Origin of the sequence: Streptomyces sp. NBC_01428 (genome assembly GCF_036231965.1) — a bacterium.
Taxonomy (GTDB): Bacteria; Actinomycetota; Actinomycetes; order Streptomycetales; family Streptomycetaceae; genus Streptomyces.
This window is the reverse complement of record NZ_CP109499.1, coordinates 3,154,392-3,171,887: the sequence shown is the minus strand read 5'-3', so window position 1 is coordinate 3,171,887 and position 17,496 is coordinate 3,154,392. Positions and strand designations below refer to the sequence as shown.

At 70.4% G+C, this 17,496-nt stretch carries 15 protein-coding genes; 7 read left to right on the top strand and 8 right to left on the bottom strand.

Annotated elements, in window-relative coordinates; genetic code table 11:
• Positions 1-79: 79 nt before the first annotated feature.
• On the bottom strand, positions 80-706 hold the full coding sequence (locus tag OG406_RS13550; RefSeq protein WP_329185914.1) for a TetR/AcrR family transcriptional regulator: 627 nt from the start codon (positions 704-706) through the stop codon (positions 80-82).
• A 258-nt stretch (positions 707-964) separates the two neighbouring features.
• Here OG406_RS13550 and OG406_RS13545 point away from each other — a divergent pair, with 258 nt between their 5' ends.
• From OG406_RS13545 to OG406_RS13530, 4 genes are all read left to right on the top strand, one after another.
• Positions 965-1,942, top strand: a complete 978-nt coding sequence (locus tag OG406_RS13545) for a tetratricopeptide repeat protein (RefSeq protein ID WP_164371764.1) — start codon at positions 965-967, stop codon at positions 1,940-1,942.
• A 618-nt stretch (positions 1,943-2,560) separates the two neighbouring features.
• The gene (locus OG406_RS13540) at positions 2,561-3,193 is read left to right on the top strand and encodes a DUF6230 family protein (RefSeq protein ID WP_081219498.1); all 633 of its coding nucleotides are present in this window, start codon (positions 2,561-2,563) and stop codon (positions 3,191-3,193) included.
• A gap of 117 nt (positions 3,194-3,310) precedes the next feature.
• Positions 3,311-3,889, top strand: coding sequence for a DUF6114 domain-containing protein (locus OG406_RS13535; RefSeq protein WP_266846746.1), 579 nt, complete (start codon positions 3,311-3,313; stop codon positions 3,887-3,889).
• On the top strand, positions 3,879-5,213 hold the full coding sequence (locus OG406_RS13530; RefSeq protein WP_266846744.1) for a hypothetical protein: 1,335 nt from the start codon (positions 3,879-3,881) through the stop codon (positions 5,211-5,213). Before OG406_RS13535 ends, OG406_RS13530 begins: the two co-directional genes overlap by 11 nt.
• A 112-nt stretch (positions 5,214-5,325) precedes the next feature.
• Here OG406_RS13530 and pyk read toward each other — a convergent pair whose 3' ends face one another.
• From pyk to pta, 3 genes are all read right to left on the bottom strand, one after another.
• Entirely contained in the window at positions 5,326-6,756 is a 1,431-nt protein-coding gene (gene pyk / locus OG406_RS13525; protein ID WP_081219501.1) for a pyruvate kinase, read from the bottom strand.
• A 96-nt stretch (positions 6,757-6,852) separates the two neighbouring features.
• On the bottom strand, positions 6,853-8,118 hold the full coding sequence (locus OG406_RS13520; RefSeq protein WP_329185907.1) for an acetate kinase: 1,266 nt from the start codon (positions 8,116-8,118) through the stop codon (positions 6,853-6,855).
• The gene (gene pta, locus OG406_RS13515; RefSeq protein ID WP_164371760.1) at positions 8,115-10,205 is read right to left on the bottom strand and encodes a phosphate acetyltransferase; all 2,091 of its coding nucleotides are present in this window, start codon (positions 10,203-10,205) and stop codon (positions 8,115-8,117) included. Before pta ends, OG406_RS13520 begins: the two co-directional genes overlap by 4 nt.
• Before the next feature lie 250 nt (positions 10,206-10,455).
• Between pta and OG406_RS13510 the strand changes: the two genes are divergently transcribed.
• Positions 10,456-11,481 carry an ATP-dependent 6-phosphofructokinase gene (locus OG406_RS13510; RefSeq protein WP_081219504.1) on the top strand — a complete coding sequence of 342 codons (1,026 nt, stop codon included), beginning with the start codon at positions 10,456-10,458 and terminating at the stop codon, positions 11,479-11,481.
• A gap of 169 nt (positions 11,482-11,650) precedes the next feature.
• On the opposite strand, the gene OG406_RS13505 is transcribed toward OG406_RS13510, so the two are convergent.
• From OG406_RS13505 to OG406_RS13490, 4 genes are all read right to left on the bottom strand, one after another.
• Positions 11,651-12,364 (bottom strand): helix-turn-helix domain-containing protein, encoded by a 714-nt coding sequence (locus OG406_RS13505; RefSeq protein ID WP_382753536.1) that lies wholly within the window; start codon positions 12,362-12,364, stop codon positions 11,651-11,653.
• A 109-nt stretch (positions 12,365-12,473) separates the two neighbouring features.
• Complete coding sequence (locus OG406_RS13500) at positions 12,474-13,328, bottom strand: carbohydrate ABC transporter permease (protein WP_329185904.1); 855 nt, start codon at positions 13,326-13,328, stop codon at positions 12,474-12,476.
• Between the two features lies 1 nt (position 13,329).
• On the bottom strand, positions 13,330-14,265 hold the full coding sequence (locus tag OG406_RS13495; RefSeq protein ID WP_164371757.1) for a carbohydrate ABC transporter permease: 936 nt from the start codon (positions 14,263-14,265) through the stop codon (positions 13,330-13,332).
• Positions 14,262-15,632: an extracellular solute-binding protein gene (locus OG406_RS13490; protein WP_329185903.1), complete on the bottom strand. Its 1,371-nt coding sequence runs from the start codon at positions 15,630-15,632 to the stop codon at positions 14,262-14,264. Before OG406_RS13490 ends, OG406_RS13495 begins: the two co-directional genes overlap by 4 nt.
• 324 nt (positions 15,633-15,956) lie before the next feature.
• On the opposite strand from OG406_RS13490, the gene OG406_RS13485 reads away from it, so the two are divergent.
• Entirely contained in the window at positions 15,957-16,673 is a 717-nt protein-coding gene (locus OG406_RS13485; RefSeq protein ID WP_266616679.1) for a TetR/AcrR family transcriptional regulator, read from the top strand.
• A gap of 8 nt (positions 16,674-16,681) precedes the next feature.
• Positions 16,682-17,476: an SDR family NAD(P)-dependent oxidoreductase gene (locus tag OG406_RS13480; RefSeq protein WP_164371754.1), complete on the top strand. Its 795-nt coding sequence runs from the start codon at positions 16,682-16,684 to the stop codon at positions 17,474-17,476.
• The last annotated feature ends 20 nt before the right edge of the window (positions 17,477-17,496 follow it).

The following is a 17,496-nucleotide window of genomic DNA, read 5'->3' as shown; positions in this document are numbered from 1 at the left end:
GCCCGTGCCGCGCTCGGCGTCCGCGCGTGCGTGCCCGAGGGCCTCCCGCGCGGGCGGCCACCGGCGGCGCCCCGCGGGTTCAGTCCTCGGCGCTCGCGCCCGTCAGGCCGAGGAGCAGGACGCGGGTGAACGAGCGCACCCACTCCGCGTCCGCCGGTTCCGCGCTGACCAGGGTGCGGTGCACGACCGCCCCGGCGACCACGTCGAAGATCAGGTCGGCGGTGCGGGACGCGGTGCCCGGGTCCGTCTCCGGAGGCAGTTCGCCGCGGGCCTGGGCGCGAGCGCGGCCTTCCATGACCAGGCGCTTCTGCCGGTCCACGATGGACGTCCTGATGCGTTCGCGCAGCGGCTCGTCGCGGGTGGACTCCGCCACCACCGCCATCAGCGCCGTCTTGGCCTCCGGGCGGTCCAGGATCGCCGCGAACTGCAGCACGACGCCCTCGATGTCGGCGGCCAGGCTGCCCCGGTCGGGCAGCTCCAGCTCGTCGAAGAGGACGGCCACGGCGTCGACGACGAGTTCGTTCTTGCCCGCCCAGCGACGGTAGAGGGTCGTCTTGGCGACGCCGGCACGGGTCGCCACGTCCCCCAACGTCAGTTTGGACCAGCCCAGTTCGACCAGGACCGCACGGGTCGCCTCCAGGATCGCGGCGTCCGCGGCGGCGCTGCGGGGGCGGCCCGTCCGGGCGGCCGGGGGGTGACCGTGCATGTCAGTGACCATATCCGGCCGCCTCACCGGCGATATCCGGCGGTTGTGTGAAGCCGTGAGGGAGATCACCGGGGGACGGCGGACAGGCGTGCCCCGGGACAGTTACGCTACGACTCGTAGCGAAAGCTCGAACGCGGCGACAACCGCACAGGGCGCCAGGTGGGGACCCGGCGCCGAACAGGCCGGACGGGGACCGGCTTTCAGCATGCTTTTCACACGGCTTTTCACACGTGCGCGAGGAAGGGGGAGGATGTACTCATGCAGCCACGGAACATGTCCATGAGCGGAGTCGTCGACCTCGCCGCGGTGAAGGCGGCCCAGGAGGCCAAGGCGAAGGCGGAGCAGGCGCGCGCCGACGCGGCCCGCCAGGGCGGCGGAGGCGGGGCCGTCACTCCCGCGAGCCTCGTCATCGACGTCGACGAGGCGGGATTCGAGCGCGAGGTCCTGCAGCGTTCCACCGAGGTGCCGGTCGTCATCGACTTCTGGGCCGAGTGGTGCGAGCCCTGCAAGCAGCTCAGCCCGCTCCTGGAGCGGCTGGCCGTCGAGTACAACGGCCGGTTCCTGCTCGCCAAGATCGACGTCGACGCCAATCAGATGCTGATGCAGCAGTTCGGGGTCCAGGGGATCCCGGCCGTTTTCGCGGTGGTCGCCGGCCAGGCGCTGCCGCTCTTCCAGGGGGCTGCCGCCGAGGCGCAGATCCGCGGGACGCTGGACCAGCTCGTCCAGGTCGCCGAGGAGCGGTTCGGTCTGACCGGCCTGACGGTCGACGGCGACGCGGAGCCCGGCAGCGCCCCCGAGGCCCCGGAGATGCCCGCCGGGCCCTACGACGCCCTGCTGGAGGCCGCCGTACAGGCGCTGGACGCGGGCGACTTCGGCGGCGCCGTGCAGGCGTACCGGAACGTCCTGAGCGACGACCCGGCCAACACCGAGGCCAAACTGGGACTCGCCCAGGCCGAGTTGCTCCAGCGGGTGCAGGGCCTCGACCCTCAGCAGGTGCGCAAGGACGCCGCCGAGAAGCCGGGTGACGTCGCCGCGCAGATCGCGGGCGCCGACCTGGACCTGGTGGGCGGCCACGTCGAGGACGCCTTCGGGCGGCTCATCGACACCGTGCGCGTGACGGCGGGCGACGACCGGGACGCCGTACGGGTGCGGTTGCTCGAACTCTTCGAGGTCGTCGGAGGCGACGACCCCCGCGTGATCGCGGCGCGCAGGGCCCTCGCGAGGGCCCTGTTCTGACCAGTCCCTAAACGTCAGGGCCTGTGATGCCCGCGTGAAACATTGGCCGACAGAGGGGCAAGTGGCCGCGCTTTACCAAAACTTGGTAAACGCGGCCGCTGTTACTCCGAGTAAGTCGAGGGCGTTGAACTGTCTGGTTCCGTCCGCCAATCAACCACTCTGTGACCCCCTTAGAGGGCACCCTGAGTCGCTGACCGACACCGGCCGGTCGTCCTTCGGTTATCCCGCCGTTACTAGCGAGTAACGAACCCCCTTGTGCGGGCGGCGAGAATGGACCACGATCGGCGACGCTCGGTCCATTCCCGTACCCCGCCCGCCAGTCGGGGCAGCGGATTCCCTGGGTCCCCACCGAGTAGAGCCGAAGGCAGTGCTGTCGGCTCTTGGGCAGGGGGGTCTCCGCCGTCCGGTGGAGCCTGTCCAGCAGGTTGTGCGTGATGTGTGTCAGGCGCGACCAGTGGTTGTCGCTCGGGGGTGATCGCCGGTGATTCGGGTGCAGTCGCACCTCCGGGTACAGGCGCTCTCCTTCCCGAGGACGTAGCACTTCTCCCATCCCTGCCCGGCTGAGCCGCCGAAAGGGGCAGTCAGGGCCAGGAGATGTACGTCCGAGAAGGAGGAAATATGGAGTCCCAGGTGCGTGGCGGGACCAGATGGAAGCGGTTCGCGGTCGTGATGGTGCCTTCGGTGGCCGCCACGGCAGCGATAGGTGTCGCCCTCGCGCAGGGCGCCCTCGCCGCGTCGTTCAGCGTTTCCGGTCAGTCGTTCAAGGTGTCTGCTGACCGGCTCGACGGTACGGGCTTCTCGCAGTACGGAGCCATCGACTCGGGTTACACCCTCGACGGCAACAAGACGGCTCACCCCGTCGCGGTCTCGGCGTTCAAGAACGCCAAGATCACCAACATGTGCCAGTCCGTCGTCACCCCGGACATCCCGCTGCTCGGTTCCGTCAGCCTCGTGCTGAAGGCCGGCGGCGGTGACACGCCGGTCGAGGCGGACAACCTGTACATCGACGTCGAGGACCTCCAGGCCAACGCGACGTTCCGCGGCATCGACATCGGTGTTGCCGCCAAGGACGCCAGCAAGGGCCCGGGGCTCAAGAGCGGCGAGACGGCCAACCCGTACGGGTTCGCCCAGCAGGCCGACTCGGCCACCCTGACGGACGTGAAGCAGACGGCGTGGGCCACCACGGCGGGCACGTTCAAGCTCAGCGGCCTGAAGATGTCGGTCGCCAAGGGCGTCAAGGAGTGCTACTAGGCACGCCTGGGGCGGGCGACAGGGGCCTCGGCCGCTTCGCCCGCCCCGCTCCGCACGCATAGGCGGAGCGAACATGTGTACTTCTCACAGCAAAGCCGTTCCAGGGAGCTGTTTTCCATGAGCGCCGAGACTCCTGCCGCGCCCGGCCAGAACGACGAGCACTACCTCCAGGTGTTCCGGCGGAACTTCCGTACATGGAGGGGCGACCGCCCGTTCTGGGCCGGCCTGTTCATCGTGCTCGGCGGTGTCCCCATCGCGTACTTCCCGTACGCGAAGCTTCAGCTCGGGCACCTGACGCTGGCGATGTCCACCACCGCGGGCGCCGGTTCCCTCATCATCGGCGTGCTCCTCGTGGTGCTCGGGATCAGTCTCTGGTTCCAGAAGCACGTCCGGACGTTCGCCGGAGTCGCGGCGATCCTCCTCGCCCTGGTGTCCATCCCGGTGTCCAACCTGGGCGGCTTCCTGGTCGGCTTCCTCTTCGCCCTGATCGGCGGTGCCATGGCCGTCTCCTGGGTTCCGGGTGAACCCGACGAGGCGTACGCCGCGCCGGCTTCCTTCGCCGAGCGGGACGTGCCGCAGGGCGTGGCGGCCGAGCCGGCCGGACCCGCCGTGACCGCGAACGCTGTGGACGACCCGAACGATCTGTCAGGAACGAGCCCGAGCAACGGGGCGAACGGGAGGCACAGTGCCGGCTGACAAGGTGACCCACGGGACTGAGGTGGACGAGTCCCGTGTGAGAACCGGGCCGCGCCACGCGGCCCCCAGGAAGCCGCTGTTCACCAGGTTCCACGTGCCCGCCGGCAAGGCGATAGCCATAGCCGCGATGCCGACCGCGGTCCTCATGGGAATGGGCCTCACGCCGACACTCGCCCAGGCGGACGACCACTCCACGGCCAAGAGCCTGACGGCCGACGAGTACCAGGCGTGCGTCGAGGCCGTCACCGGCGCCGACGACAAGAAGGACGCGTCGGAATCGGCGTCGCCGAGCCCCTCGGCCAGTGCGAGCGAGTCGTCCGGCACGGCCACACCGACCCCCTCCGCGTCCTCGGACGCGCAGGACTCCACGGACTCGGGCAAGACCTCTTCGCCGGATTCAGGTTCCGACGACAAGGCCGAACCCACCCCCTCCGCGTCGTCCTCCGCACCGAGCACGTCGGACAAGTCGGCCGACAGCGCCGCCACTCCGGCCCCCACGGCGTCCAAGACGAAGAACCCGCTCGACCCCCTGGGGATCGGCGACGCCATCAAGGACATCCTGACGCCCGACGAGAAGGAGAGCGCCACCCCTGCTCCCTCCGCGTCGGCCTCCGCGGGCGACGAGAAGGGTGACGGGGCCGGCACGACCGCCTCGCCCGACGACAAGAGCTCCTCCGGCACCGTGAAGGACACGACCGACAAGGTCACCGACACGGTCAAGGACACCCTCAAGGACACCACCGACACGGCCTCCGAGGCGGCGAAGGACACCACCGACGCCGTCAAGAAGGCCGCCGAGGACGCCGGGGTGACGCCCAGTCCCTCCGCGAGCTCCACGACGGATCCCAAGGACTGTCCGGTCGCCACCGACGACGAGGGCGGCGTCGACAACCCGGTCACCCTGCCCGACGACCCGTGGTACCTCAACGCCAGCTCCCTGCTCCTCAAGGGCGCCGACTACCAGGGCGTCGTCAAGGTGAGGACCGCCGACGGCACGGTCAAGAAGGTCCTCAAGTACGTCATCTCCGACGGCACGGACATCGGGGACCTGCACCAGACGGTGGACGACAAGCAGGCCGGCAAGACGTACCACGTGCAGGCCGCCAAGGGTTCGACGTCCACCATCCGCGACGGCAAGACGATCATGTACACGGAGAGCATCTCCGGGAATCTGCTCGGTCTGATCCCGATCACGTTCGACCCGGACAACCCTCCGCCGCTGAACATCCCGCTGATCTACTTCACCAAGGTGAAGGTCGTCCAGGCGGGCCAGTTCGGCGGCACCCTGACCATCCCCGGACTGCACCAGTACACGACCGGCTGAGTCGTCCGGAACCCGTTCGGAACCCGTCCGGGAGCCGCGCGAGCCGCACAAGACGCCGAGGGCGCCCCCTGTCCGACAGGGGGCGCCCTCGGCGTTTTGTGCGGAGGCGGGGTCAGGCGTGGTCGACCTCGCCCAGGTGGTGCACCCGGACCATGTTGGTGGTGCCGGGGACGCCGGGGGGCGAACCGGCGGTCATCACGACGACGTCGCCCTCGTTGAACCGCTTGAGCTTGCGCAGCTCGCGGTCGACCAGCTCGACCATCTCGTCGGTGCTGTTCACGAACGGCACGACGTGCGACTCGACGCCCCAGCTCAGCGACAGCTGGTTGCGCGTGCCCTCGTCCGTGGTGAACGCCAGGATCGGCTGCGCGGCGCGGTAGCGGGAGAGGCGGCGCGCGGTGTCGCCGGACTCCGTGAACGCCACCAGGCCCTTGCCGCCGAGGAAGTCGGCGATCTCGCAGGCGGCACGGGCGACCGAACCACCCTGCGTACGCGGCTTCTTGCCCGGGACCAGCGGCTGCAGACCCTTGGAGAGCAGTTCCTCCTCGGCCGCGACGACGATCTTCGACATCGTCTTCACGGTCTCGATCGGGTACGCGCCCACGCTGGACTCGGCGGACAGCATGACCGCGTCCGCGCCGTCCAGGATCGCGTTCGCGACGTCGGACGCCTCGGCGCGCGTGGGACGGGAGTTGGTGATCATCGACTCCATCATCTGGGTCGCGACGATCACCGGCTTGGCGTTGCGGCGGCACAGCTCCACGAGGCGCTTCTGCACCATCGGGACCTTCTCCAGCGGGTACTCGACGGCCAGGTCGCCGCGGGCCACCATGACGGCGTCGAACGCCGTGACGACGCCCTCCATGTTCTCGACCGCCTGCGGCTTCTCCACCTTGGCGATGACGGGGACCCGGCGGCCCTCCTCGTCCATCACCTTGTGGACGTCGTTCACGTCGTCGGCGTCGCGTACGAAGGACAGGGCGACCATGTCGCAGCCCATCCGCAGGGCGAAGCGCAGGTCCTCGATGTCCTTCTCCGACAGCGCCGGCACGTTCACGGCCGCGCCGGGCAGGTTGATGCCCTTGTGGTCGGAGATCACGCCGCCCTCGATGACGACCGTCTTGACCCGGGGGCCGTCGATCTCGACGACCCGCAGCTCGACGTTGCCGTCGTTGATGAGGATCTGGTCGCCGTGCGAGACGTCGCCGGGCAGGCCCTTGTAGGTCGTGCCGCAGATGTGGCGGTCGCCGGGGACGTCCTCGGTCGTGATGACGAACTCGTCACCGCGCTGCAGTTCGACGGGGCCTTCGGCGAAGGTCTCCAGGCGGATCTTCGGGCCCTGGAGGTCGGCGAGCACGCCGATGGCGACGCCGGTCTCGGCCGCTGCGGCCCGGACCCGGTCGTACCGCCCCTGGTGCTCTGCCTGGGTGCCGTGGCTGAAGTTGAATCGGGCCACGTTCATGCCGGCCTGGATCAGCGCGACCAGCTTCTCGTGGGAGTCGACCGCGGGGCCGAGAGTACAGACGATTTTCGAACGGCGCATGGGGCGATCCTATCGGTTTGTTTCGCTGCGGAATATTCCGTCTGGCGGAAGATACAAATGGGCGGGCGGCCGCTCAGGCGTGGCCTTGCGGCCCGCTCAGGAAGCACCCTCTCCGACCAGCGCATACGTCTGTGTGGCGATCTCCAGTTCCTCGTCCGTCGGCACCACGGCGACCGCTACCCGCGCGTAGGGCGGCGAAATAAGTCGCGCCTCGTCCCCGCGTACGGCGTTCAGGTCGCCGTCGACCACGAGCCCCAGCTCCTCCAGGCCCGCGATCGCGGCCTCCCGGACCGGCGCCGCGTTCTCGCCGACACCGGCGGTGAAGGCGATGGCGTCCACCCGGCCGAGCACCGCGTAGTAGGCGCCGATGTACTTCTTCAGGCGGTGGATGTAGATGTCGAAGGCGAGCCGCGCCTGCTCGTCGCCCTCGTCGACACGGCGGCGGATCTCCCGCATGTCGTTGTCGCCGCACAGGCCGATCAGACCGCTCTTCTTGTTGAGAAGAGTGTCGATCTCGTCCGTGGACATGTTCCCAACACGCTTCAAATGGAAGATGACGGCCGGATCCACGTCGCCCGACCGGGTCCCCATCACCAGCCCCTCCAGCGGCGTGAGGCCCATCGAGGTGTCGACGCAGCGGCCGCCCCGGACCGCCGACGCCGACGCGCCGTTGCCCAGGTGCAGCACGATGACGTTGACCTCCTCGGGCGCCTTGCCGAGCAGTTCGGCCGTCGCCCGCGACACGTAGGCGTGCGAGGTGCCGTGGAAGCCGTAGCGGCGGATGCGGTGCTCGTCGGCGGTCTGTACGTCGATCGCGTAGCGCGCCGCGGACTCCGGCATCGTCGTGTGGAACGCGGTGTCGAAGACCGCGACCTGCGGCAGGTCGGGACGCAGCGCCATCGCGGTGCGGATGCCGGTGAGGTTCGCCGGATTGTGCAGCGGCGCCACCGGGATCAGCCGCTCGATCTCCGCGAGGACCGCGTCGTCGACGACCGTCGGCTCCGTGAACGTCCTGCCGCCGTGCACCACGCGGTGGCCGATCGCGGCGAGTTCGGGGGAGTCCAGGCCGAGCCCGTCGCTCGCCAGCTCCGCGGCCACCGCCTTCAACGCGGCCTCGTGGTCGGCGAACTCGGCCGCCGACTCACGGGTCTCGCCCGTGGTGAGCGCGGTGTGCCGGAGCCGCGAGGTGCCCTCGCCGATGCGTTCCACCAGGCCGACGGCGAGCCGGGAGCTGTCCCGCATGTCGAGGAGCTGGTACTTCACCGACGAGGAGCCGGAGTTGAGGACGAGGACACGCGTGGCCGAGGAGGCCGGGCGGGCCTCGCCGCACGCGGCGGGGGCGGGGGACGGTTCGGCAGTCACTGCGCGGGAGCCTTCTGGTCGGGGGTCTGGGCCTGGATCGCCGTGATGGCGACGGTGTTGACGATGTCCTGGACGAGCGCACCGCGCGACAGGTCGTTGACGGGCTTGCGCAGTCCCTGGAGCACCGGGCCGACCGCGATCGCGCCGGCGGAGCGCTGCACGGCCTTGTACGTGTTGTTGCCGGTGTTGAGGTCCGGGAAGATCAGTACGGACGCCTGGCCCGCGACCTCGGACTCCGGCAGCTTGGTCGCCGCGACCGACGGCTCCACGGCGGCGTCGTACTGGATCGGTCCCTCGATCCGCAGGTCGCCGCGGCGCAGCCGCACCAGGTCCGTCGCCTCGCGCACCTTGTCGACGTCGGCGCCCGTGCCCGAGGTGCCCGTCGAGTACGACAGCATCGCGATCCGCGCCTCCACGCCGAACTGCTCGGCGGTGGCCGCCGACTGGATGGCGATGTCGCAGAGCTGTTCGGCGTCGGGGTCGGGGTTCACCGCGCAGTCGCCGTAGACGAGGACCTTGTCGGCGAGGCACATGAAGAACACGGACGAGACGATCTTCGAGTCGGGCCGGGTCTTGATGATCTCGAAGGCGGGCCGGATGGTCGCGGCCGTCGAGTGCACGGCCCCCGACACCATGCCGTCGGCGAGGCCCTGCTGCACCATCAGCGTGCCGAAGTAGTTGACGTCCGCGACGACGTCGTACGCCAGCTCCACGGTGACGCCCTTGTGGGCGCGCAGCTCGGCGTACCTCTCCGCGAAGGAGTGCCGCAGGTCGGAGGTCTGCGGGTCGATGAGCTGGGCCGCGGTGAGGTCGATGCCGAGGTCGGCGGCCTTCTTGCGGATCTGCTCGGCCGGACCGAGCAGCGTCAGGTCGCAGACACCCCGGCGCAGCAGCACCTCGGCGGCGTGCAGGACACGCTCCTCGGTGCCCTCCGGCAGCACGACACGGCGCCGGTCGGAGCGGGCCTGCTCCAGCAGCTTGTGCTCGAACATCATCGGGGTGAGCCGGTCGCTGCTCGGCGCGGACACCCGCTTCAGCAGGTCCGAGGTGTCCACGTACCGCTCGAACAGGCCGAGCGCGGTCTCCGCCTTGCGGGGGGTGGCCGCGTTCAGCTTGCCCTCCAGTGAGAACAGCTCGGTCGCGGTCGGGAAGGAGGTGCCGGCCACCGAGACCACCGGGGTGCCGGGCGCGAGGCGCGTCGCCAGCGTGAGGATCTCGTCGCTGGGGTGCTCGTTCAGGGTGAGCAGGATGCCGGCGATCGGCGGGGTGCCGGCGCTGTGCGCGGCCAGGGCGCCGATCACCAGGTCGGCGCGGTCGCCGGGGGTGACGACGAGACATCCCGGAGTCAGGGCCCGCAGGAAGTTCGGCAGCATCGCGCCGCCGAACACGAAGTCGAGGGCGTCCCGCGACAGTCCGGCGTCGTCGCCGAGGAGCACCTCGCCGCCGAGTGCCTGGGTGATCTGCGCGACGGTCGGCGCGGACAGCGCGGGCTCGTCGGGCAGCACGTAGCAGGGCACCGGCAGGCGGGTGCCGAGCCGCTCCAGGACCTCGGTCCTGACCTCCGGCTCCACCCGGTTCACGACCATCGCGAGGACGTCGCAGCCCAGCCCGTCGTACGCGCGGTAGGCGTTGCGGGTCTCGGCGCGCACCGACTCGGCGGTCTGGCCCCGGCCGCCGACGACGGGGATCACGGAGGCGGCGAACTCGTTCGCCAGCCGGGCGTTCAGCGCCAGCTCGTCGGGGAGCTGGGTGGCGGCGAAGTCCGTGCCGAGGACGAGGACGACGTCGTAGTCGCGGGCGACCAGGTGGAAGCGGTCGACGAGCGTGGACACCAGCTCGTCGGTGCCCTGCTCGGCCTGGAGCGCGGACGCCTCGTGGTAGTCCATGCCGTAGACCGTCGCCGGGTCCTGTGCGAGGCGGTAGCGGGCCCGCAGCAGTTCGAAGAGGCGGTCCGGACCGTCGTGCACGAGCGGACGGAAGACGCCCACGCGGTCGACCTGGCGCGTCAGGAGCTCCATGACCCCCAGCTCGACGACCTGGCGGCCGTCGCCGCGATCGATCCCGGTCACGTACACGCTGCGCGTCACGCGTGCTCTCCATCCGTCTCGGCGCCAGGCGGTGCGCTGGGCTCGCAAAGGGGCCCACCAACGTGAGCAGAACCCTCTTGACAATACCTCTGGCGCTGGCTAAGGCGCCCGCCCGTACAAACGCCCTGGTCGAGCCGGACCGGGCGCCCGCACGGCCTCCGTGGGGCCGGGGGGATCGGCGGCGCCCCCCGGGGCGTGGAACAATCGGACTGGCTCACACGTACCAGCAGCGAGCAGGAGACACAGCACGATGCGCATCGGAGTTCTCACCGCAGGCGGCGACTGCCCTGGCCTGAACGCAGTGATCCGGTCGGTCGTGCACCGAGCGGTCACCAACTTCGGCGACGAGGTCATCGGCTTCGAGGACGGCTACGCCGGCCTCCTCGACGGCCACTACCGCACGCTCGACCTCAACGCGGTCAGCGGCATCCTCGCCCGTGGCGGCACCATTCTCGGCTCCTCCCGGCTCCAGCGCGACCGGCTCCGCGAGGCCTGCGAGAACGCGCAGGACATGGCGCGCGAGTTCGGCATCGACGTCCTCATCCCGATCGGCGGCGAGGGCACCCTCACCGCCGCGCGGATGCTGTCGGACGCGGGTCTGCCCGTGGTTGGCGTCCCGAAGACGATCGACAACGACATCTCCGCGACGGACCGCACCTTCGGCTTCGACACCGCCGTCGGCGTCGCCACCGAGGCCATGGACCGGCTGAAGACGACCGCCGAGTCGCACCAGCGCGTGATGGTCGTCGAGGTCATGGGCCGGCACGCCGGCTGGATCGCCCTGGAGTCCGGCATGGCGGCCGGCGCCCACGGCATCTGCCTGCCCGAGCGCCCCTTCGACCCCTCCGACCTGGTCGCGATGGTCGAGGAGCGCTTCGCGCGCGGCAAGCGGTTCGCCGTCATCTGCGTCGCTGAGGGCGCCCACCCCGCCGAGGGCACCATGGACTACGGCCACGGCGCGATCGACAAGTTCGGCCACGAGCGCTTCCAGGGCATCGGCACGGCCCTCGCGTACGAACTGGAGCGGCGCCTCGGCAAGGAGGCCAAGCCGGTCATCCTCGGCCACATCCAGCGCGGCGGCACTCCGACCGCGTACGACCGTGTGCTCGCCACCCGCTTCGGCTGGCACGCCGTGGAGGCCGCGCACAGCGGAGCGTTCGGCCGGATGACCGCGCTGCGCGGTACGGACGTCGAGATGGTGCCGCTCGCGGACGCGACGACCGAGCTGAAGACGGTCCCCAAGGACCGCATGGACGAGGCCGAGTCGGTGTTCTAGTCCCCGCCGGGGGATCGGATCGGATCCCGCGGGGCGGGCGGCGCGCGGCTTGTGGCCGTGGCGCGTGGCCCGTCGCGTGCGGCTCGTGGCGCACGGCGCGTCGTTCCGATGTGTCGGTACGCGTCAGCACGTGTCGCTACGTGTCGGTACGTGCCGATACGTGTTCGTGTCAGTACGTGTTCGCGCGGATCGTCGACCAGAAGTGGTCGACGATCCGGTCGAGGTAGTCCCGCCCCGACTCGCCGGAGTCGGCCGCGGCCGGCCCCGAGCTCCAGCTGAGCGTGGCGACCATCTGCCCCTGGTAGTCGGTGTGCAGCTCCTGCAGTGTGTCCTCCAGGAGCTGCCGGTCCAGGGGCACGGTCTTGGCGACCGGCCGTACGTACGCCTGCCAGCGCGTGGTGACCGCGCTGCGCAGCAGGTCGGCGAGCTTGCCGTCGCGGCCCGTCACGGTGACGAAGTCGGGCAGCGACAGTTCGAGCGCGTCGGCGAGCGCGGTCGACTGGCGCTCGGTGCCGCGCCAGGTGCCGGAGTCCTCCATCCGCTGGTAGGCGAGGAGTTCGAGTCCGACGGCCCGCGCGACGTCCTCCTGGGCGAGGTCGCGGGCGACGCGGTGTTCGCGCAAGGTGCGCGGGGCGCCGATGAGTTCACCCGGTGAGCACCACAACACCCCGGCGAGGGCGGTGAGTTCCGGGCTGCTCGGTGCCATGGTGCCGCGCTCCCACGCGGTGATGAGATCGGGTGTCGCGTACGGCAGCCCGTAGGAGGCTCGCAGTCCGTAGGCGACGTGTTCGGGCCCCATGCCGAGCGCCGCCCGCAGTCTGCGGGCGGCGAGGGCGTTGAAGGGCGGGGTGGGCTGTTGGGCCTGCGGTCGGTGCACGCGCACAAGGTATGGGCCCCGGACCGCTCTGACTACGGTCTGTTCGGCCACAATCACGGATCGTAGGAACCTACGGTTCCGGCCGGTGTGCCTCGTACGGGCGGTCCGACGAGTGTCATCCCTTCACGGCGCCGCCGAGCGCGAACCCCCCGCCCAGCCGTCGGGCCACCAGGACGTACAGCAGGATCACGGGCGTCGAGTAGATGACGGAGAACGCCGCGAGCTGCCCGTAGACCACCGTGCCCCGGTTGCCGAAGAACTCGTTGATGCTGACCGACGCCGGCATCTGGTCCGGGGTGAGCAGCAGCATGAACGGGACGAAGAAGTTCCCCCACATCATCACGAACGAGAAGACCGTCACCACCGCCACCCCCGGGCCCATCAGGGGCAGCACGATCCGGATCAGGGACTGCAGGGAGGACGCCCCGTCCGTCCAGGCCGCCTCCTCCAGTTCCTTCGGGACGCCGTCCATGAAGTTCTTCATCAGCCAGATGGCGAACGGCAGTTGGGAGGCGGCGAAGAAGAAGATCGTGCCCTGCATGGTGTCGATGAGGTTCACCTGTACGAACAGGGCGTACACCGGCACCATGATCGCGGTGATCGGCAGGCTCGTCGCGAACAGGACGGTCAGCAGGAAGGGCCGGTTGAGCCGCGACCGGAAGCGGGACAGCGGGTAGGCCGCGAGCGCCGCGCACACCACCGTCAGCAGGGTGCCGCCACCGCAGAGGATCAGGCTGTTCAGCAGGGGGGTGAAGGTGATGTCCGACGTCATGACGGCGTCGAAGTTCGACAGGGTCACCCCGTCCGGCACCTTCACCCTGAGGTCGGCGTGCGCGTCCAGCGACGACAGCACCACCCACGCGAGCGGCAGCGCGAACGCGGCCGTCACCACCAGGAGTCCGGCGTCCGCGGCCAGCCGCCGGGCCGACCGGCGGGACCTCGGCCGTACGCTGCGGGTCAGGACGGCCATGTCACACCTCCGTCCGCAGCAGCCGCATGTACACCAGCGAGAACAGCGAGCCCACCACCAGGAGCAGCAGGGCCACCGCCGTGCCGTACCCGATCATGCTGTTCTGGAAGGCCTGCTCGTACATGAACAGGGGCAGGGTCTGGCTGCGGTCGCCCGGGCCGCCCCGCGTCATCACCCAGATCAGCCCGAACACCGACAGCGTCTGCAGGGTGTTGAGCATCAGGTTGGTGCCGATCGAGCGGCGGATCATCGGCAGGGTGATGTGCCACATCCGCCGCCAGCCGCCCGCGCCGTCCACCTCCGCGGCCTCCGTGATCTCCTTCGGGATCTCGTTCAGGGCCGCCGAGTAGACCAGCATCGAGAAGGCCGTGCCCCGCCACACGTTCGCGAACGACACGGCGAGGATCGGCAGCGTGAACATCCAGTTCTGGGACGGGAGATGCAGCCAGTCCAGGATGGCGTTCAGGGTGCCCTCGCGGCGGAAGAAGGCGTAGAGCAGGAAACCCGCGACCACCTCGGGCAGCACCCACGCGGTGATGACGACCGCCCCGACCAGCGTGCGCACCGGCTTCGACGCCCGCTGCATCAGTGCGGCGAGCGCGAGGCCCAGGGTGTTCTGCCCGACCAGCGACGACAGGACCGTGAACACCAGCGTCAGCCATACGGCGTTGAGGAACGCGTCGTCGCGGAACGCCTCCCTGAAGTTGTCGAACCCGACGAACGAGGAGTGCGCCTGACCCGTCAACTGCAGGTCCGTGAAGGCGATGTAGGCGCAGTAGACGATCGGGCCGGCGAGGAAGAGGAGCAGCAGGACGACCGCGGGGGTGAGCGGCAGGGCCCGGCCGGCGGAGCGGAGGAGGCCTCCCCGGTGAGGGGAGGCGACCTTCGGGGCCGGCCGGCGGAGCGGTGGGGGTGCCGCCTTCGTCGTGACACTCACTTGCGGGTCACCTGGTCGTCGGTGGCCGACTTCAGCTCCTCGTCGTAGGTGCTCGCCGCCTTGTCGACGGAACTGTCCCCGGTCGTGACGCTCTCCATCGCCTCCTGGATGGCGGTCGACACCTTCGGGTACGCCGGGTAGGCGGGCCGGTAGTGCGTGCTGGCGACGAGGTCGGTGAAGAACTTGATGCCGGGCTGCGCCTGGGTGTAGGCCGGGTCGGCGGCGACGTCCTTGCGGACCGCGATGCCGGAGTTGGCGATGTACCACTTCTGGGCGTTCGCCTTCGTCTGCATCGTCTTGATGAACTCGAAGGCCAGGGCGGGGTTGCCGGCCTTGGACGGGATCGACCAGGTCCAGCCGCCGGACATGCTCACCTTGCCGGGGGCCTGGCCGTGCTGGGTGGGCATGTGGGCGAGGCCGAGCTTGCGCGACCATGCGGGCCACTCGTGTCCGGAGCCCTTCAGCCAGTCCTGAGGGAGCCAGCTGCCGTCGAGGTCGATGCCGAGCTTGCCGCCCGGCAGCAGGTCGCCGCGGACGCTGGTGGCGAAGTTCGGGTCGAGGGCGTCGGTGACGTCGGGGCCGAGCTTCTCCTTGTAGACCGTCTCCACGAACGTGAGCGCGTCCTTGAAGGCCTGGCTGCCGGCGACCCACTTCTTCGACGCGGTGTCGTACAGCGGGTCCGCCGTGCCGTCGCCCGTGCCGTAGAGCAGCATCTCGAAGCCCTGCATGGTGGCCGCCTCACCTGCGGGTTTGCCGGTGTAGACGTTCAGCGGGGTGGCGCCGGGGACCTTCTTCTTGATGGTGCGGGCCGCGTCGAGGACGTCGTCCCAGGTCTTCGGCTGCCAGTCGGCGGGCAGCCCCGCCTTCGCGAAGACACCCTTGTCGAACCAGAGGCCGCGGGTGTCCGTGCCGTCCGGGACGCCGTACGTCTTCCCGTCCTGCGCCTTGGCCGCCGCCTTCGCGGTGTCGATGAACTGGCCCCAGTCGGACCACTTGTCCAGATAGGGATCCAGCGGCTTCAAGTACCCGCTGGTGATGTCCGAGTTGATGAGGAAGGTGTCCTCGTAGACCAGGTCCGGGGCGGTCTTCGGCGACCTCAGCATCTGCTGGAGCTTCGTGTAGTACTCGGAGTCCGGGGCCTTGATCGGGACGAGTTCGACCTTCTTCCCGGGGTTCGCCTTCTCGAACTGCTTCTTCATCTCGCCCAGGTAGGTGTCCATCACCCGGACCGAGTTGTCCGTGGACTGTTTGAACGACACCTTCACGGTGTCCGGATCGCTTCCCGATCCCGACCCGCACGCGGTGAGGGTCGTCGCGACGAGGAGCGTGGCGAGAAGTACGGGGGCGGCGGTGGGGCGCACGGGCACGACCTCCTGCAGGGCCTACGTCATTGAGGGCCGAGTTGTCTGCCGGTGAACGTAAGGGGGCGCCGGATCGGGGGTCAATGGCCGTGCAACAGCCCAAGTCACCAACATGACAACGTTGTTGTCCGCGGAGGCCGGCCCCGGCCCCGCCCGGGCCCCACCCCGGCCCCACCCCGGCCCCGCTCCCGCCCCGTCAGGGCCCCGGTGGTGGCCCGCCAGGGCCGCGAAGCTCCCCGACGATCAGGTCCAGCCCGGCGTCCCCATGAGACTCATGTCCCACTGCGTCTCATGTCCCACTGAGACATTTTCGGGTGTACGGTCGACGGCATGGGAGACATCGAGGCAACGGAGCCGACGGCGACCCCGGGCACCGCGCCCGCCGGGGCGGACGTCGAGGACCGGCGACGGCGCAAGGCCCGCCGCACCCGCGACACCCTCGCCACGGCCGCGATCGAGCTGATCCTCGACCAGGGTCTGGAGAGCGTGACCGTCTCCGCCGTGGCCGACCGCGCCGACGTCACCCGCCGCACCTTCAGCCGCCACTTCGTCGGCAAGGAGGACGCGGCCCTCGACTTCGTCCGCGGCGACGGCGACCGCATCAACGCCTGCCTGCGCGCCCGGCCCGCCGCCGAACCGCCGCTCCTCGCGTACCGCCGCGCCGTCGCCGACTGGCTCGCCGACCAGACGGACCCGGCCCGGCACCTGCGCCCCGACATGCGCCGGCTGCTCGCCCTGGTGGACACCGAACCCGCGCTCTTCGCCGCCTACGAGCGCATCCGGGTCGACGCCCAGGAGGAGTCGATCCGCATCATCGCCGCCCGGCTCGGCACCGACGAGGTACGGGACCTGCGCCCGGCCGTCGTCGTCGACGCCGCCGCCGGTGTCCTCACCGCCGCGCTGCGCGCCTGGGCGCGCGACGCCACGGCCCCCACCGACTCGGCCGCCGCCGACCTGGCCTCCCTGGTGGAGCAGGCCTACGACGCGCTGATGGGAGAAGCCGCACTGGCCGCCTCCCACGCCACCCACCCCGGATCAGGAAAGTGACCAGCACCATGAGCACCACCCCCGCCTCCACCCCGGCCGGCCTCGCCGACGCCGCCACCGAGTTCTCCGGCCGCACCGCCCTCGTCACCGGCGCCGCGTCCGGCATCGGCCTCGCCACCGCCCGCCGGCTCGGCCTCGGCGGCGCCTCCGTCGTCATCGCCGACCACAACGAAGAGGGCGCCGAGCAGGCCGCCGCCGACCTGCGCGCCGAGGGCATCAAGGCCGCCGCCGTCGCCGTCGACGTGACCCGCCCCGAGTCGGTCGAGGCCGCCGTCGCCTTCGCCGTCGACACCTTCGGCGCGCTCCACCTCGCCGTGAACAACGCCGGCGTGGCCGGCCCCGTCGTCCCGACCGGCGCGTACGACATCGACGCGTACAACCGCGTCGTCCGCACCAACCTCGACGGCGTCTTCTTCTCGCTGCGCCACGAGATCCCCGCCCTCCAGGCGGCCGGCGGCGGTGCCGTCGTGAACGTCTCCTCCATCCTCGGCTCGGTCGGCTCCGCCGGATCCTCCGCGTACGTCGCCGCCAAGCACGGCGTGATCGGGCTGACGCAGACGGCCGCCGCCGAGTACGCCTCCTCGGGCATCCGGATCAACGCGGTCGGCCCCGGCTTCATCGAGACCCCCCTGCTCCAGGGCATGGACCGGGCGCAGTACGACGGACTCGTCGGACTCCACCCGGCGGGACGGCTCGGCCGCCCCGAGGAGGTCGCCGAGCTGATCGTCTTCCTGCTGTCCGACCGCGCCTCCTTCGTCCACGGCAGCTACCACCTGGTCGACGGCGCCTACACCGCCGTCTGAGCCGCACCCAGCCGTTCGAG